The sequence below is a fragment of the Mycobacterium sp. IDUB_17 genome, assembly GCF_055419465.1.
Genome location: NZ_JBVAXS010000004.1, coordinates 666,782 through 679,614, shown reverse-complemented (window position 1 = coordinate 679,614; position 12,833 = coordinate 666,782). Strand labels below are relative to the sequence as shown.

Annotated in this window: 17 protein-coding genes; 10 read left to right on the top strand and 7 right to left on the bottom strand. The window is 66.8% G+C overall.

All coding sequences use genetic code 11. From position 1 onward, the window contains the following. Positions 1-3 precede the first annotated feature (3 nt). Together ACZYZ7_RS20855 and ACZYZ7_RS20850 are read right to left on the bottom strand one after the other, a co-directional pair. Complete coding sequence (locus tag ACZYZ7_RS20855; RefSeq protein ID WP_450070487.1) at positions 4-1,533, bottom strand: flotillin family protein; 1,530 nt, start codon at positions 1,531-1,533, stop codon at positions 4-6. 39 nt (positions 1,534-1,572) lie between these two features. Further along, on the bottom strand, positions 1,573-2,067 hold the full coding sequence (locus ACZYZ7_RS20850) for a hypothetical protein (RefSeq protein WP_210115484.1): 495 nt from the start codon (positions 2,065-2,067) through the stop codon (positions 1,573-1,575). Positions 2,068-2,398: 331 nt separating this feature from the next. Between ACZYZ7_RS20850 and infA the strand changes: the two genes are divergently transcribed. From infA to truA, 8 genes are all read left to right on the top strand, one after another. Continuing rightward, a complete protein-coding gene (gene infA, locus ACZYZ7_RS20845) occupies positions 2,399-2,620 on the top strand; it encodes a translation initiation factor IF-1 (protein ID WP_003418601.1) in 222 nt (73 codons plus the stop codon). Positions 2,621-2,705: 85 nt separating this feature from the next. Then, positions 2,706-2,819, top strand: coding sequence for a 50S ribosomal protein L36 (gene rpmJ / locus ACZYZ7_RS20840; RefSeq protein ID WP_003879483.1), 114 nt, complete (start codon positions 2,706-2,708; stop codon positions 2,817-2,819). Positions 2,820-3,014: 195 nt separating this feature from the next. Further along, complete coding sequence (gene rpsM / locus ACZYZ7_RS20835; RefSeq protein WP_135452939.1) at positions 3,015-3,389, top strand: 30S ribosomal protein S13; 375 nt, start codon at positions 3,015-3,017, stop codon at positions 3,387-3,389. 5 nt (positions 3,390-3,394) lie between these two features. Beyond that, complete coding sequence (gene rpsK / locus ACZYZ7_RS20830) at positions 3,395-3,808, top strand: 30S ribosomal protein S11 (protein WP_004571524.1); 414 nt, start codon at positions 3,395-3,397, stop codon at positions 3,806-3,808. Between the two features lie 14 nt (positions 3,809-3,822). Next, positions 3,823-4,428 (top strand): 30S ribosomal protein S4, encoded by a 606-nt coding sequence (gene rpsD, locus ACZYZ7_RS20825; protein WP_135452940.1) that lies wholly within the window; start codon positions 3,823-3,825, stop codon positions 4,426-4,428. A gap of 74 nt (positions 4,429-4,502) precedes the next feature. Beyond that, positions 4,503-5,555 (top strand): DNA-directed RNA polymerase subunit alpha, encoded by a 1,053-nt coding sequence (locus ACZYZ7_RS20820; protein WP_450070486.1) that lies wholly within the window; start codon positions 4,503-4,505, stop codon positions 5,553-5,555. Between the two features lie 59 nt (positions 5,556-5,614). Then, positions 5,615-6,172, top strand: coding sequence for a 50S ribosomal protein L17 (rplQ, locus tag ACZYZ7_RS20815; protein ID WP_135452942.1), 558 nt, complete (start codon positions 5,615-5,617; stop codon positions 6,170-6,172). Between the two features lie 7 nt (positions 6,173-6,179). Next, on the top strand, positions 6,180-7,049 hold the full coding sequence (truA, locus tag ACZYZ7_RS20810) for a tRNA pseudouridine(38-40) synthase TruA (protein ID WP_450070485.1): 870 nt from the start codon (positions 6,180-6,182) through the stop codon (positions 7,047-7,049). 158 nt (positions 7,050-7,207) lie between these two features. Here the strand turns inward: truA and ACZYZ7_RS20805 are convergent, their stop codons facing one another. The 5 genes from ACZYZ7_RS20805 to ACZYZ7_RS20785 form a co-directional block, all read right to left on the bottom strand. Further along, complete coding sequence (locus tag ACZYZ7_RS20805; RefSeq protein ID WP_450070514.1) at positions 7,208-7,855, bottom strand: cutinase family protein; 648 nt, start codon at positions 7,853-7,855, stop codon at positions 7,208-7,210. A gap of 109 nt (positions 7,856-7,964) precedes the next feature. After that, positions 7,965-8,669: a cutinase family protein gene (locus ACZYZ7_RS20800; RefSeq protein WP_450070484.1), complete on the bottom strand. Its 705-nt coding sequence runs from the start codon at positions 8,667-8,669 to the stop codon at positions 7,965-7,967. Positions 8,670-8,693: 24 nt separating this feature from the next. Further along, positions 8,694-9,359, bottom strand: coding sequence for a cutinase family protein (locus tag ACZYZ7_RS20795; RefSeq protein WP_450070483.1), 666 nt, complete (start codon positions 9,357-9,359; stop codon positions 8,694-8,696). Positions 9,360-9,384: 25 nt separating this feature from the next. Next, positions 9,385-10,047, bottom strand: a complete 663-nt coding sequence (locus ACZYZ7_RS20790; protein ID WP_135459882.1) for a cutinase family protein — start codon at positions 10,045-10,047, stop codon at positions 9,385-9,387. A 25-nt stretch (positions 10,048-10,072) separates the two neighbouring features. Beyond that, entirely contained in the window at positions 10,073-11,110 is a 1,038-nt protein-coding gene (locus ACZYZ7_RS20785; RefSeq protein WP_450070482.1) for an EamA family transporter, read from the bottom strand. A gap of 92 nt (positions 11,111-11,202) precedes the next feature. Here ACZYZ7_RS20785 and ACZYZ7_RS20780 point away from each other — a divergent pair, with 92 nt between their 5' ends. Together ACZYZ7_RS20780 and ACZYZ7_RS20775 are read left to right on the top strand one after the other, a co-directional pair. Then, on the top strand, positions 11,203-11,754 hold the full coding sequence (locus tag ACZYZ7_RS20780) for a CGNR zinc finger domain-containing protein (RefSeq protein WP_450070513.1): 552 nt from the start codon (positions 11,203-11,205) through the stop codon (positions 11,752-11,754). A gap of 60 nt (positions 11,755-11,814) precedes the next feature. Next, a complete protein-coding gene (locus ACZYZ7_RS20775) occupies positions 11,815-12,753 on the top strand; it encodes a hypothetical protein (protein ID WP_450070481.1) in 939 nt (312 codons plus the stop codon). The last annotated feature ends 80 nt before the right edge of the window (positions 12,754-12,833 follow it).

The window sequence follows — 12,833 nt, the reverse complement described above, 5'->3', positions numbered from 1 at the left end:
TTCTCAGCTCGGGTGCGAGCTGCTCCCGTTGTTCGCGTTCGAACCCTGGAGCATGGACGCCACGTCGATGCCCGAGGCCTTGAGCGACTCGAGGATGTTGGCCACCGCGAGGGGGCTGACGCCGAGCAGGCTGCTCACAGCGTCCTGGGTGTCGCCTGACCCGCCGATGATCGACAGCCGCTCGATTTCGGCCAGCGGTGCGGCGGCCGCCTCCGTCGCCTTGACCACCGAGGCCAGCACGTCGGGCAGCATCAGCAGGCGCGCGGCGTCGGCCGTGTAGCCGTTGAGTGCGGCGGCGATCTCCTTCTTGCCGTTGGCCTCGGCCAGCAACTTGGCCTCGATACCGGCGGCCTCGGCCTGCTGTTCGACGCGCAGCGCGTCGGCCAGTTCCTTCTTGCCGGCAGCCTCGGCGACCAGCTTGGCCTGCAGGCTGTCCGCCTCGGCCTGCTTCTCGACGCGCAACGCGTCGGCGGCGGCCTTGCGGGCGTCGGCGTCGGCCTGGCCCTTGCGCCGCTCGGCCTCGGCAGCGGCCTCGGCAGCCAGGATCGTGGACTGGCGCTGACCTTCGGCGAGCGCGATGTCGGCCTGCCGTTTCGCCTCGGCGGGCGCGATCACGTCGGCCTGCAGAGCGGCCTGCGCCTGCTCGGCGCGACGCTGCTCCACCTCGATGCGGGCCTGCACCCGGGCCGCCTCGGCCTGCTCGGTGGCGATGCCGACGTCCTTCTGGGCGCGGGCGTTGGCCAGCGGTCCGGCCTGGTCGGCCTGGGCGTTCTCGGCCTCGGTCTGCGCGCGCAACCGGGCCAGTTCGACATCGCGCTTCTGGTTGGCGGTGGCGATCGCGGTGTCGGCCTCGGCCTGCGCGATCGAACCTTCCTGGCGGGCCTTGGCCGACTGGATCTGGGCGTCGCGCTCGGCTTCGGCGGTGCCCACCGTGGCGTCCCGCTTGACCTCGGCGATGCGCCGCTGGCCCAGTGACTTCAGGTAGTCGTTGGCGTCGGAGATACCGGCGATCTTGAGAACGTCGACCTCCATGCCGATCCGGGCCAGGTCGCCGCCGGCCTCCTCGACCACGCTGCGGGCCAGGCTGTCGCGGTTGGAGTTGAGGTCCTCGACGGTCATGGTCGCGGTGATACCGCGCAGGCTGCCTGCCAGGATCTCGTTGATCTGCCGCTGCAGCTCGTTGAGGTCGGACGTCAGGAAGCGCTGCACCGCGGTCTGCACGGCCTCGTCGGCCGAGCCGATGCGGACCAGGCCGACGGCTTCGACGTTGACCGGCACACCGTTGTTGGACAGCGCGTTCTGCAGGTTGATGCTGACGTTGAACGGTTCCAGGCTCATGATGTCCACCCGCTCGATGCCGGGCATCCGGAACCGGGCCCCGCCCCGGACCACTTTGGGTGTGCCCCGACCGGTGAAGACCGCCACCTCGTTGGGCGGCACCTTGATGTAGTTCTTGACGTAGACCAGCGGTATGACCACCAGGATCAAGATGGCGGCGATGGCAGCCAGGAGGACGATGAGCGCCAGTGACACTGTGGTGGCCTTTCTGAAGGTTCGGTGCTCGGGTACTACTCAGGTTTCTGGAACAGCGACGACGTGAACGAAGTCGGGATCGATATCGGCGATGTAGACACGGGTGGCCTTGGGCAGCGCGGCGGTCTCGTCGCTCTTGGCCCGGGAGAACACCCGGTTGCCGTCGGTGTCGACGAAGGAAACCTCGCCCCAGCCGCCGGGCGGGACATCGAGGGTCACCGTGCCGAGCAGGCCGACGTACGAGGACCGGCCCCGGTGCGAGTTGGACTGCTGGCGGCGCATGTAGGGCAGCAGTAGTCCGTTCAGGGCGAACACCAGCACGACGGCGCAGGTCGCGGCCAGCGCTGCGGTCCACACGGTGCCCAGCCCCAGCCACGTGCCGATCAGGCCTCCGGTCCCGGCGCCGAGCAGGGCCACCGACAGGCCGGTCAGGCTCAGGAACGGCATACCGTCCCCGTGCCCGACATCGGCGAGCAGAAGGGCGGCCAATACAGCGATGCCGCCGACGACGAACGCGGCCAGGTAGACAGCCATCACGTGCTCGTGGTCTCCGTTCCCCCAGACAGCGGATCAGTCCGTACCATTGTCGCTTGATCGGGGGGTCCGCCGCGCACCAAATTTCGGCGGAGGTATCGGGCGGCCAGAGCTGATCAGCCGTGATTTTGGCGCAGGCCGTCGAGCGGGTATTGTGGACCAACGGTGCGGCTATCGTGCCGACTTTTTGCGTGCCCCGTCTTGGAACTGCTGAATTTCTGCAATTTCTCTCGATCCGGCTCACGTTTCGAAGTCGGTCGCCAGCAGCATCGCGACGGGCTGCATTGCGACTGATGAAGCTACGAAACGAAAGCAAGGATCGCCGAAAAGTATGGCCAAGAAAGACGGTGCCATCGAGGTCGAGGGTCGCGTGGTCGAACCTCTGCCCAATGCGATGTTCCGCATTGAGCTGGAGAACGGACACAAGGTCTTGGCCCACATCAGCGGCAAGATGCGGCAGCACTACATCCGCATCCTGCCCGAGGACCGGGTAGTGGTGGAGCTCTCTCCCTACGACCTGTCCCGGGGCCGCATCGTGTACCGGTACAAGTGACCCGATAGAAGCCCGACCAGTAACGACGAGAACGGTGACGTGCGCATCTGCACGCCACCAACAGAGCCAGAAGGATCGAAAAGCCGTGAAGGTGAACCCGAGCGTCAAGCCCATCTGCGATAAGTGCAGGGTGATCCGCCGGCATGGGCGGGTCATGGTGATCTGCAGCGATCCGCGCCACAAGCAGCGCCAGGGCTAACCGTCCACACACGGACGGCGCACGACAACTGAATGATGAACTCCCAGCACCACTGAGCGATACGCCGCTCATCTGCGATGCAAGCCGAGCGCAAGCATCCACGTCCGGAACGGAGGCCGGACCCCGGAGAGTCCTTAGGGGCTGATGGGAACGGGCTGGGACCAGACCTCCGCAGAGAAGAAGGAACACCGCCACATGGCACGTCTCATGGGCGTCGATCTTCCGCGCGACAAGCGCATGGAGATCGCGCTGACCTACATCTACGGCATCGGCCGTACGCGCTCGCAGGAAATCCTTGCCGCCACCGGCATCGAGAAGGACCTGCGCACCAAGGATCTGACCGACGATCAGGTGTCCCAGCTGCGCGATTACATCGAAGGCAACCTCAAGGTTGAGGGTGACCTGCGCCGCGAGGTGCAGGCCGACATTCGCCGCAAGATCGAGATCGGCTGCTACCAGGGCCTGCGGCACCGCCGCGGTCTGCCGGTGCGTGGCCAGCGGACCAAGACCAACGCGCGCACCCGTAAGGGCCCGAAGCGCACCATCGCCGGCAAGAAGAAGGCTAGGTAACCCCGATGGCACCACCGAAGAAGGCCGCGGGCGCCAAGCGCGGCAAGACCACCCGTCGCCGGGAAAAGAAGAACGTCCCGCACGGCGCCGCGCACATCAAGAGCACGTTCAACAACACGATCGTCTCGATCACCGATCCCCAGGGCAACGTCATCGCCTGGGCATCCTCGGGTCATGTCGGCTTCAAGGGTTCGCGTAAGTCGACCCCGTTCGCCGCGCAGCTGGCCGCCGAGAACGCCGCCCGCAAGGCGCAGGAGCACGGCGTGAAGAAGGTCGACGTGTTCGTCAAGGGCCCGGGTTCGGGCCGTGAGACCGCCATCCGCTCGCTGCAGGCCGCAGGCCTCGAGGTGGGCGCGATTTCCGACGTCACTCCGCAGCCGCACAACGGCTGCCGTCCGCCCAAGCGGCGCCGGGTCTAGGGAGGATCTGAACAATGGCTCGTTATACCGGACCCGCCACTCGCAAGTCGCGCCGTCTCGGCGTCGACCTCATCGGCGGAGATCAGTCGTTCGAGAAGCGCCCCTACCCGCCCGGCCAGCACGGCCGCGCGCGGATCAAGGAGAGCGAATACCGCACGCAGCTGCAGGAGAAGCAGAAGGCTCGCTTCACCTACGGCGTGATGGAGAAGCAGTTCCGCAAGTACTACGAAGAGGCCAACCGCAAGGCCGGCAAGACGGGTGAGAACCTGCTCCAGATCCTGGAGAGCCGCCTGGACAACGTGGTGTACCGCGCCGGCCTGGCGCGTACCCGCCGGATGGCCCGTCAGCTGGTCAGCCACGGCCACTTCACCGTCAACGGTGTCAAGGTGAACGTCCCGAGCTTCCGGGTGTCGCAGTACGACATCATCGACGTCAAGGAGAAGTCGCTCAACACCCTGCCGTTCGAGGTTTCTCGGCAGACCGCGGGTGAGCGTCCGATCCCGTCGTGGCTGCAGGTCGTCGGCGAGCGTCAGCGCATCCTGGTGCACCAGCTGCCCGAGCGCGCGCAGATCCAGGTGCCGCTCGCCGAACAGCTCATCGTCGAGTTCTACTCGAAGTAATGACTTACCGGCCACCCGGCCGGTAAGTACCCAGACGGCATCAAATAGCGGGTGCCGAGAAGGAGAAGAACACAATGCTGATCTCTCAGCGACCCACACTGGCCGAGGAAACCCTCGCCGACAACCGCTCCAAGTTCGTCATCGAGCCGCTGGAGCCCGGTTTCGGTTACACGTTGGGTAACTCGCTGCGGCGCACGCTGCTGTCGTCCATCCCGGGCGCGGCGGTCACGAGCATCCGCATCGACGGTGTGCTGCACGAGTTCACCACCGTCCCCGGGGTGAAGGAAGATGTCACCGACATCATCCTGAACCTCAAGGGCCTGGTCGTGTCCTCCGAGGAGGACGAGCCGGTCACCATGTACCTGCGCAAGCAGGGCCCGGGTGCGGTCACCGCCGGTGACATCGTCCCGCCGGCCGGTGTCACGGTGCACAACCCGGACATGCACATCGCCACCCTCAACGACAAGGGCAAGCTGGAGGTCGAGCTCGTCGTCGAGCGCGGTCGCGGCTATGTCCCGGCCGTGCAGAACAAGGCGTCGGGCGCCGAGATCGGCCGTATCCCGGTCGATTCCATCTACTCGCCGGTCCTCAAGGTCACCTACAAGGTGGAGGCCACCCGTGTCGAGCAGCGCACCGACTTCGACAAGCTGATCCTGGACGTCGAGACCAAGAACTCGATCAGCCCGCGTGACGCCCTGGCGTCGGCCGGCAAGACCCTGGTCGAACTGTTCGGTCTGGCACGGGAACTCAACGTCGAGGCCGAGGGCATCGAGATCGGGCCGTCGCCGGCCGAGGCAGACCACATCGCCAGCTTCGCGCTGCCGATCGACGATCTGGACCTGACCGTCCGTTCGTACAACTGCCTCAAGCGCGAGGGTGTGCACACCGTGGGCGAGCTCGTCGCCCGCACGGAGTCCGACCTGCTGGACATCCGTAACTTCGGCCAGAAGTCCATCGACGAGGTGAAGATCAAGCTGCACCAGCTGGGTCTCTCGCTCAAGGACAGCCCGGCCACGTTCGATCCGTCCGAGGTCGCAGGTTACGACGCCGCTACCGGCACCTGGACCAGCGACGCCGGCTACGACCTGGACGACACCCAGGACTACGCCGAGACCGAGCAGCTCTAAAGAATTCCGTCCCGGTCCTACCTGATACGGGGACCGGCCCCAATTAGGAGATAGTCGCAATGCCCAAACCCACTAAGGGGCCCCGCCTCGGCGGGTCGTCCTCGCACCAGCAGGCGCTCCTGGCCAACCTGGCCACGTCGCTGTTCGAGCACGGCCGGATCAAGACGACCGAGCCCAAGGCCCGGGCGTTGCGTCCGTACGCCGAGAAGCTGATCACCCACGCCAGGAAGGGTGAACTGCACAACCGGCGCGAGGTCATGAAGAAGATCCGCGACAAGGACGTCGTGCACGCCCTGTTCGCCGAGATCGGTCCCTTCTTCGCAGATCGCGAGGGTGGCTACACCCGCATCATCAAGGTCGAGAACCGTAAGGGCGACAACGCCCCCATGGCGGTCATCGAGCTGGTGCGGGAGAAGACCGTGACCTCCGAGGCGGACCGCGCTCGTCGCGCCGCCGCCGCGCAGGCCAAGGCTGCCGAGGCCGAGGCTCCCAAGGCTGAAGAGGCCGAGGAAGCCGCCGAGGAGACCCCGGTTGCCGAGGTCGAGGCCGAGGACGCCGCCATCGCGGATGCCGAGACCGCTGAGGCTGCGGCTGAGGATGACTCTGCCAAGTCGTAGTGACAACATGAACATGCCCGCCACCGATTCCGGTGGCGGGCATGTTCGTTTGCGCCTGGACATCGCCTACGACGGCACGGATTTCGCGGGCTGGGCGGTGCAGGCGGGTCAGCGCACGGTTGCCGGCGTGATCGACGACGCGCTGTCGACGGTGTTCCGGACGCCGGTGGTGACGCGCACCGCGGGCCGTACCGACACCGGGGTGCATGCAACCGGCCAGGTCGCCCACGTCGACATCCCCACCGACGCACTTCCACACGTCTATCCGCGGACCACCCATGCGGGCGATGCCGAATTCACGCCGCTGGTTCGGCGATTGGCGCGGCTGCTGCCGACCGATGTCCGGGTCCGCGACATCGTGCGGGCGCCCGCGGGTTTCGATGCCAGATTCTCGGCACTGCGCCGGCACTACACCTACCGGCTGAGTCTGGCCCCCTACGGGGTCGAGCCGGCCGAAGCCCGGTTCATCACACCGTGGTCGAAACCCCTGGACCTCGACGCGATGGCGGCCGCATCGCGGGAGCTGGTGGGGCTCAACGATTTCGCGGCGTTCTGTCGCCACCGTCCCGGGGCCACGACGATTCGCGACCTACAGCGGTTGGAGTGGGTGCGCGACGGTTTCTACGTGACGGCGCACGTCACCTCGGATGCGTTCTGCTGGAACATGGTTCGCTCGCTGGTCGGCGCAATGCTGGCGGTGGGGGAGGGCAGGCGGTCAGCTGAGTGGACGGCCGGGCTGTTGAGTGAGACGAGCCGGTCCAGTGATTTCGCCGCCGCTCCTGCCCGCGGGCTCACGCTGGTGCAGGTCGATTACCCGGCCGATGACGAGCTTGAGGCCCGCAACTTGATTACCCGTGACGTGCGGACTGCCGACTGAGCGCTACAGCGCACGGTTTTCTACTCCTGGGTCGTAGGTGACGTGGTTTGGCGACCACAGGGTAGAAAGCGGTGCGCCGCCGCCAGGTTGGACTTCCGTTTGAGCCGTGGTGGTGCCCCGCAGGCCGTCTGGAGCCCCCGAAGGTTGTCCACTAGCCCTCAGAGTCGGGCGGAGACGAACCTGGCCGCCTGGGCCACCATGCCCGAGCGGATATAGCCGGGCGCCAGGTGATCCTGCCATCCGGCTTGCCATTTGTACGGGCTGCTCGGATTGCAGATCGGATCATCGGAGTGGCACAGGTCGATGGTGCGGTTCTGATAGGCCGGGTTCAACAGGGTGATCGGTGCGGCCCAGTTGGCGCCGTTACCGAACAGTGCCACCGCGGCGACGTGCCGGTCGGTGCCCTTGGGAAGCGGACTGTTGAAGGTGAACGCCGAGATCGGCATCGCCAGAATCAGATCGGTCGCAACGGCGCCGAGCGAGTATCCGCCCAGGACAAGCCGGGTGTTCGGACAGTTGCGGGTCATCCACTGCACGTGGCGGCTCATGTCGTTGGCGGCTACGTCGGCCTGGGTGTCGGCCGGGTACTTCACCGAATAGAGGGCGACATTCGGGCCGCGCAGGGCACGCAGTGCGTTGACGAAGGCGGCACCGACTTGTCCGGGTCCTTGGGGCTCCATACGGCCGCGGGCGAACACCACCTCCGCCGGTGGGCACGTGGCGGCCTTCGCGGCGCCAATCATGCTGGGCGCCACCGTCATTGGTACCACAACGGCAGTCAGAGCGGTGATCAGTGCGGCCGACATTCGACGGCCAATCACGCGTTAGATGGTATTTACGGTGCCGTCGAGAATAGGTGCCGGTCCGGCAACGATCCGGCGACGAAGTTGATCTCGGTGGTTGGTCAGGGCCAACTCAGAGGCGACCCGCGACGAAATCCGCGGCCTGGTTGACCATCCCGCCGTCGATGTAGGCGCCCGCCAGGTGATCTGGCCAGTTGTTCTTCCAGGTGTCCGGGTCGGCCGGGTTGCAGATCGGGTCGGCGCCGTGGCACAACTCGATGGTGCGGTCGGCATAGACCGGGCTGAAGCGCGTGATCGGACCGACCCACGCGGCGCCGTTGCCGAACAGGGCTACGGCGGCGATGTGCCCGTCGGCGCCCGCGGGAAGCGGAGTCTTGAAGCCGAAGCCGGTGAAGGGGACGGCCAGCACCACGTCGGCGACTGCCGCGCCCAGCGAGTACCCGCCGATCACCAACCGGGTATCCGGGCAGTTGTCCATCATGTACTGGATGTGGCCGCTCATGTCGTTGGCGCCGATGTCGACTTCGGTATCAGCGGGGTACTTGACGGCGTACGCGCCGATGTTCTTGTTGACCTTGGAGCGCAGGGAACTCACGAACGCGTTCCCGAGGGTGCCGACGCCGGCGGGTTCGGTGCGGCCGCGGGCAAAGACGACCTCGACCGGAGGACACGAAGCGGCGTTGGCCACCGCCGGCGAACCGGGCAGGACAGCCGAAGCGACCGGCAGGACAGCTACGGTTGCCGCGATGACGGCAGCCACCCCGATCCAGCGCCGGAGCAGCCGGGTTACACGGTTACCGCTAGGAAGTTCGACCACCTCAGCGATCGTAGCGGACAACGGCTACAACAGTCCGGCTACGAAGTTCGCGGCATCGTTGGCCGGGCCTTCGTATGCCCGGTGTGCCTGCACGCTGTCACCGTCGCCGCAGATCGGATCGCCCGGGTTGCACAGGTCGATGGCGCGGCCCCCGTACACCGGGCTGGAGGTCAGCGGCAAACCGAGCTTGGCTGACGGGTTGCCGAAGACCGCGACCGCGGCGACGTGCTCGGGGACATTCGGCGGCAGCGGTGCGTTGAAGCCGACGGCCGGGAACGGGACGGCGGCGATCACGTCGATCACCGCGGCACCCTGGGAGTACCCGCCGAGCACCAGGCGGGTGCCGGGGCAGTTGTCCACCATCCACTGGATGTGGCCGGAGGCGTCGTTGGCGCCGCCCGCCGCGGCCAGGAAGTCGAAGCTGGCCGGGTAGTTCACCGCATAGGCGCCGACCGAACGGCCGCCGACCTTGTTGCGCAGCGAACTGACGAACGCATTGCCGATCCGGCCGAGGCCGGCGGTGTCATTGGTGCCGCGGGCGAAGACCACCTCGATGTCGGGGCAGTCGGCCGCCGCCACCGGAAGTCCCGAGGAGGCGGCGGGCACCACAACCGGTGCGACGACGGCGGCGGCAGCGGTCAGCGCTGCCGCCACGAACAGGGTGCCGCGACGAACAAGATCAAAGGCCACACCAAATCCTAACGTCTGTGGTCGACTAAACGATTCCGGCGACGAAGTTGGCGGCCTGATCTGCCATACCCACGTAGTCGCTGTGCGCGAACGGGTTCCGGCCGCGAGAGCAGATCGGGTCCCCGTCCTTGCAGAGGTCGATCGCCTTGCCGCCGAAGATCGACGAGGTGAGCGGGATTCCGAATTTGGTCGAGGGGTTTCCGAAGACGACCGCTGCGGCGACCTGGGGGACCAGCTCGCCGGCCAGGGGCGGTGCCGATCCGACTTCCCCGACCTTGTTGCCGAGCGGCGGGATGCCGGCCAACATGTCCACGACCGCGGCGCCCTGTGAGTAGCCACCGAGCACGACCCGGGTTGACGGGCAGGAGGACGCGAGCGTGGCGATGCGGTTGGCGGCGTCGTTGGCGCCGTCGGCTGCGGCCAGGAAGTCATAGCTGGCGGGATAGTTCACCCCGTACGTGGACACTGTGCGGCCGCCGACCTGGGAACGCAGCGCGTCGGCGAAGGCCTGCCCGGGACGTCCCAGATCTGGGAGATCGTTGGTGCCACGGGCGAAGATGACCTCGATGTCGGAGCACGGTGCGGCCGCGGCGGGCGCGGCGAGCGCCAGCGGAAAAGCCGCGCTGGCCAGGGTTGAGACGATCGCGGCCACCCGGGCCGACTTCCGGAGGAGACTCACGGGGGACATAGTCACACAAATTGCTTAGCCGCGGCTAATCGATTGCGCGTTCGGACGTCTCCTGTATGGCCATGTCGGGCCAGGTCGCCAGCTCGACCTGAGTGGCTGTGTCGGGGTCCGCCTGCTCGCTGCGATCGCCCTGTCGGGCCACGGCCAGACCGACCAGTACGACTGCGCCGCCGATGGCCTGGCTCACCGACATGGCCTCGCCGAGCATGATCCAGGCGATCAGGACCGCGAAGAGTACTTCTGACAGCCCGACCAGGGAGGCGAAGCGCGGCTTGAGCCGGGCGATCCCGACGATGCCGAGGGTGTAGGCCAGGGCGGTGGGGATCAGGCCCAAGGCGATCACCGGCACCAGCCACGCGGTGGTGTGCCCCGCGATGGTGACGGCGTTGGTGGTGAAGATCAGCGGCATGACGCCGGTGACGCCGAGGAGCGTCACGGCCGCGGTGCCGACGACCAAGCCGCCGGCGGCCAGGCTGATCGGGCTCAGCCCCTCGCCGTCGGTGCTGGCCTGGTTGGACATCATGAAGTAGCAGGCGGCACACACGGCGGCCGCCAGGCCCCAGCTGACCCCGGCGAGGTTGATCTGGGCGCCGCTGAACACGTCGAGCACCAGGATGATGCCGGCGATGGCGACTGCCACGCCTGCGAAGGTCATCGCGCTGGGGCGGTGTCGCGTGGTGGCCCATACCCAGCCGACGACGAGGATCGGCGCGGTGTACTCCAGGAGTAGGGCCACGCCGACGGACAGGTGTGCGACGGCGTTGTAGTAGCAGAGTTGCGCGCCGGCGATCGGGATCAGGCCGTAGCCGACGACGGTCTTGGCGTGGCCGAGCACCTCACGGACCCAGCCGGGCCGGACGATGCTGGCGAAGACGGCCATCATGAGCGCGCCGCCGGCGAGCCGGGCCGTGACGGCCGCGGTCGGGCTCCAGCCGGATTCCATCAGGGCTTTGGCGAAGGGGCCCGATGAGCCGAACGCGAGCGCGGAGCTGACGGCGAACATTAGGCCGAGCCGGAAGTGGTTATCGGCGGTCGTGCGGTCGAGCTGGGCTTCGGCAGTCATCGGTACACCTCCCCTGGGGCATGTCATGAGTAAAGTTGACTATGGTAATGACAACGAGGTCGACGCTACGGTGACAAGGGGTCATGAGTCAAATGCTTTTTACCTATGACACGGAGCTCACGCTCCGGGCCGCGATGGTGCTGGTGAACACCGATCGGGTAGAAGGCGAACAACTGTCTGACCAGGCCGATTTGAACGCCTACCTGGACGGCTTCGGCTGGACCGGACGACGAGACCGCAACGACGCCGAACTGGAGGCCGTGCGCGCGCTGCGCGGGCGGCTCGGGGAGATCTGGGCGGTGGCCGATGACGAGGAGGAGACGGTCCGCCGAGTCAATGCCCTACTGAGCGATACCAAGGCATCGCCGTGGCTGACCCGGCATCCGGAGATGCCGGAATGGCACCTGCATCTGGCCTCGGTCGACGACCCGCTGGCACAGCGGATGGGCGCCGAGATGGCGATGGCGTTGGCCGACCTCATCCGCGGCGGCGAACTCCGCCGTCTCAAGAGCTGTGCGGCCCCGGACTGTGAGGCCGTCCTGACCGACCTGTCGCGCAACCGCTCGCGGATCTTCTGCGACACAGGCAATTGCGGTAACCGCCAGCACGTCGCGGCTTACCGGCAGCGCCAGCGCGAGGACTGAGGCGTTTCGGGCAAAGTCTTGGTCCCGTCGATGACCGCCCGTGCTCGATACAGTGCTCGGATGCTCATTTCCGCTGACGTGATCGACGTCCTGGACCCGATGTCGGGTCTTGTTGTTGCCGGCGAGGCGGGCGGGCGTCTTACTTTCGCGCTGTGGCGAGACGGTGCAGTGCGTCTTCTCGACGACAGACTCGCCGAGAATTCGCAGCGAGAGCTCCCTCTGGAGGACGACGTTCGCGTCCTTGCGGCGTCCGGCATCGATCTGGTGATACTCGCGTCCACCGGCGGGCTCGTCATCGTCGGAGACGAAGTGGTCACGGTGCCCGGAATACCCGCCGACGCGGCTGCGCTCCTGGGCGGTCTACTTGTCGTCGCTGCCCCGGACGGCGAGAGGCACCGGCTGCTGGTGCTCGATTCCGCGACTGGGGCGATCCTCGACGACCAGGCGATCGACGCGGATGATGCGCGCGCCTTCCTGCATCCTCATCCTGCCGAAGACACGGCGATTCTTGAGCTCGCCATGGGGCAGGATGGCGTTCTGGCCTTCCGCGTCGACGTCGAGGGAACGCGCCTACATCTGACCGAGATCCTCGCTGGAGATGATCCCGTGATCGCGGGCTTCAGTCCGTCGGGCGCGAGGCTACTTGTCGCCCCATATCCAAGCGATCCGGAGACCGTACGGGTGCTGTCGTGGCCGGATCTGAAGGAGATCTCACGGCTCGACGCGAGTGACGTCGACGCCGAGTACGGTTTCGGGCTGGCCGGATGCTGGATCAACGACGACCGGGCCGCCGTGTACGCGACTGAGGACGCATTGATCGTCGCCGACGAGAACTTCGAATCGTCCGAACGCGTCGTACTGCCGATCGACTTCGGTGACGAGGGAGAGATCGAGAGGCTCACGTATTTGGGTTCGGGGAACGTCGCCGTCGGCGCGTGGACGCCAGCCGGTCGACTCACCCTCGTCGTGCGCCTCATCGAAGGAGAGGGCTGTGACTGACAACGCCATAGTCCCGGCCGGCGACCAACAGGTGCGGTCACCGTCCCCGGTCCCGGGTTAGGGTTCTGCCCGGGGGATAT

Coding starts and splice junctions, on each gene's coding strand:
- ACZYZ7_RS20850 (WP_210115484.1), bottom strand. CDS start 2,067: ATGGCTGTCTACCTGGCCGCGTTCGTCGTCGGCGGCATCGCTGTATTG.
- infA (WP_003418601.1), top strand. CDS start 2,399: ATGGCCAAGAAAGACGGTGCCATCGAGGTCGAGGGTCGCGTGGTCGAA.
- rpsM (WP_135452939.1), top strand. CDS start 3,015: ATGGCACGTCTCATGGGCGTCGATCTTCCGCGCGACAAGCGCATGGAG.
- rpsK (WP_004571524.1), top strand. CDS start 3,395: ATGGCACCACCGAAGAAGGCCGCGGGCGCCAAGCGCGGCAAGACCACC.
- rpsD (WP_135452940.1), top strand. CDS start 3,823: ATGGCTCGTTATACCGGACCCGCCACTCGCAAGTCGCGCCGTCTCGGC.
- ACZYZ7_RS20820 (WP_450070486.1), top strand. CDS start 4,503: ATGCTGATCTCTCAGCGACCCACACTGGCCGAGGAAACCCTCGCCGAC.
- rplQ (WP_135452942.1), top strand. CDS start 5,615: ATGCCCAAACCCACTAAGGGGCCCCGCCTCGGCGGGTCGTCCTCGCAC.
- truA (WP_450070485.1), top strand. CDS start 6,180: ATGAACATGCCCGCCACCGATTCCGGTGGCGGGCATGTTCGTTTGCGC.
- ACZYZ7_RS20805 (WP_450070514.1), bottom strand. CDS start 7,855: ATGTCGGCCGCACTGATCACCGCTCTGACTGCCGTTGTGGTACCAATG.
- ACZYZ7_RS20790 (WP_135459882.1), bottom strand. CDS start 10,047: ATGTCCCCCGTGAGTCTCCTCCGGAAGTCGGCCCGGGTGGCCGCGATC.
- ACZYZ7_RS20785 (WP_450070482.1), bottom strand. CDS start 11,110: ATGACTGCCGAAGCCCAGCTCGACCGCACGACCGCCGATAACCACTTC.
- ACZYZ7_RS20780 (WP_450070513.1), top strand. CDS start 11,203: ATGCTTTTTACCTATGACACGGAGCTCACGCTCCGGGCCGCGATGGTG.
- ACZYZ7_RS20775 (WP_450070481.1), top strand. CDS start 11,815: ATGCTCATTTCCGCTGACGTGATCGACGTCCTGGACCCGATGTCGGGT.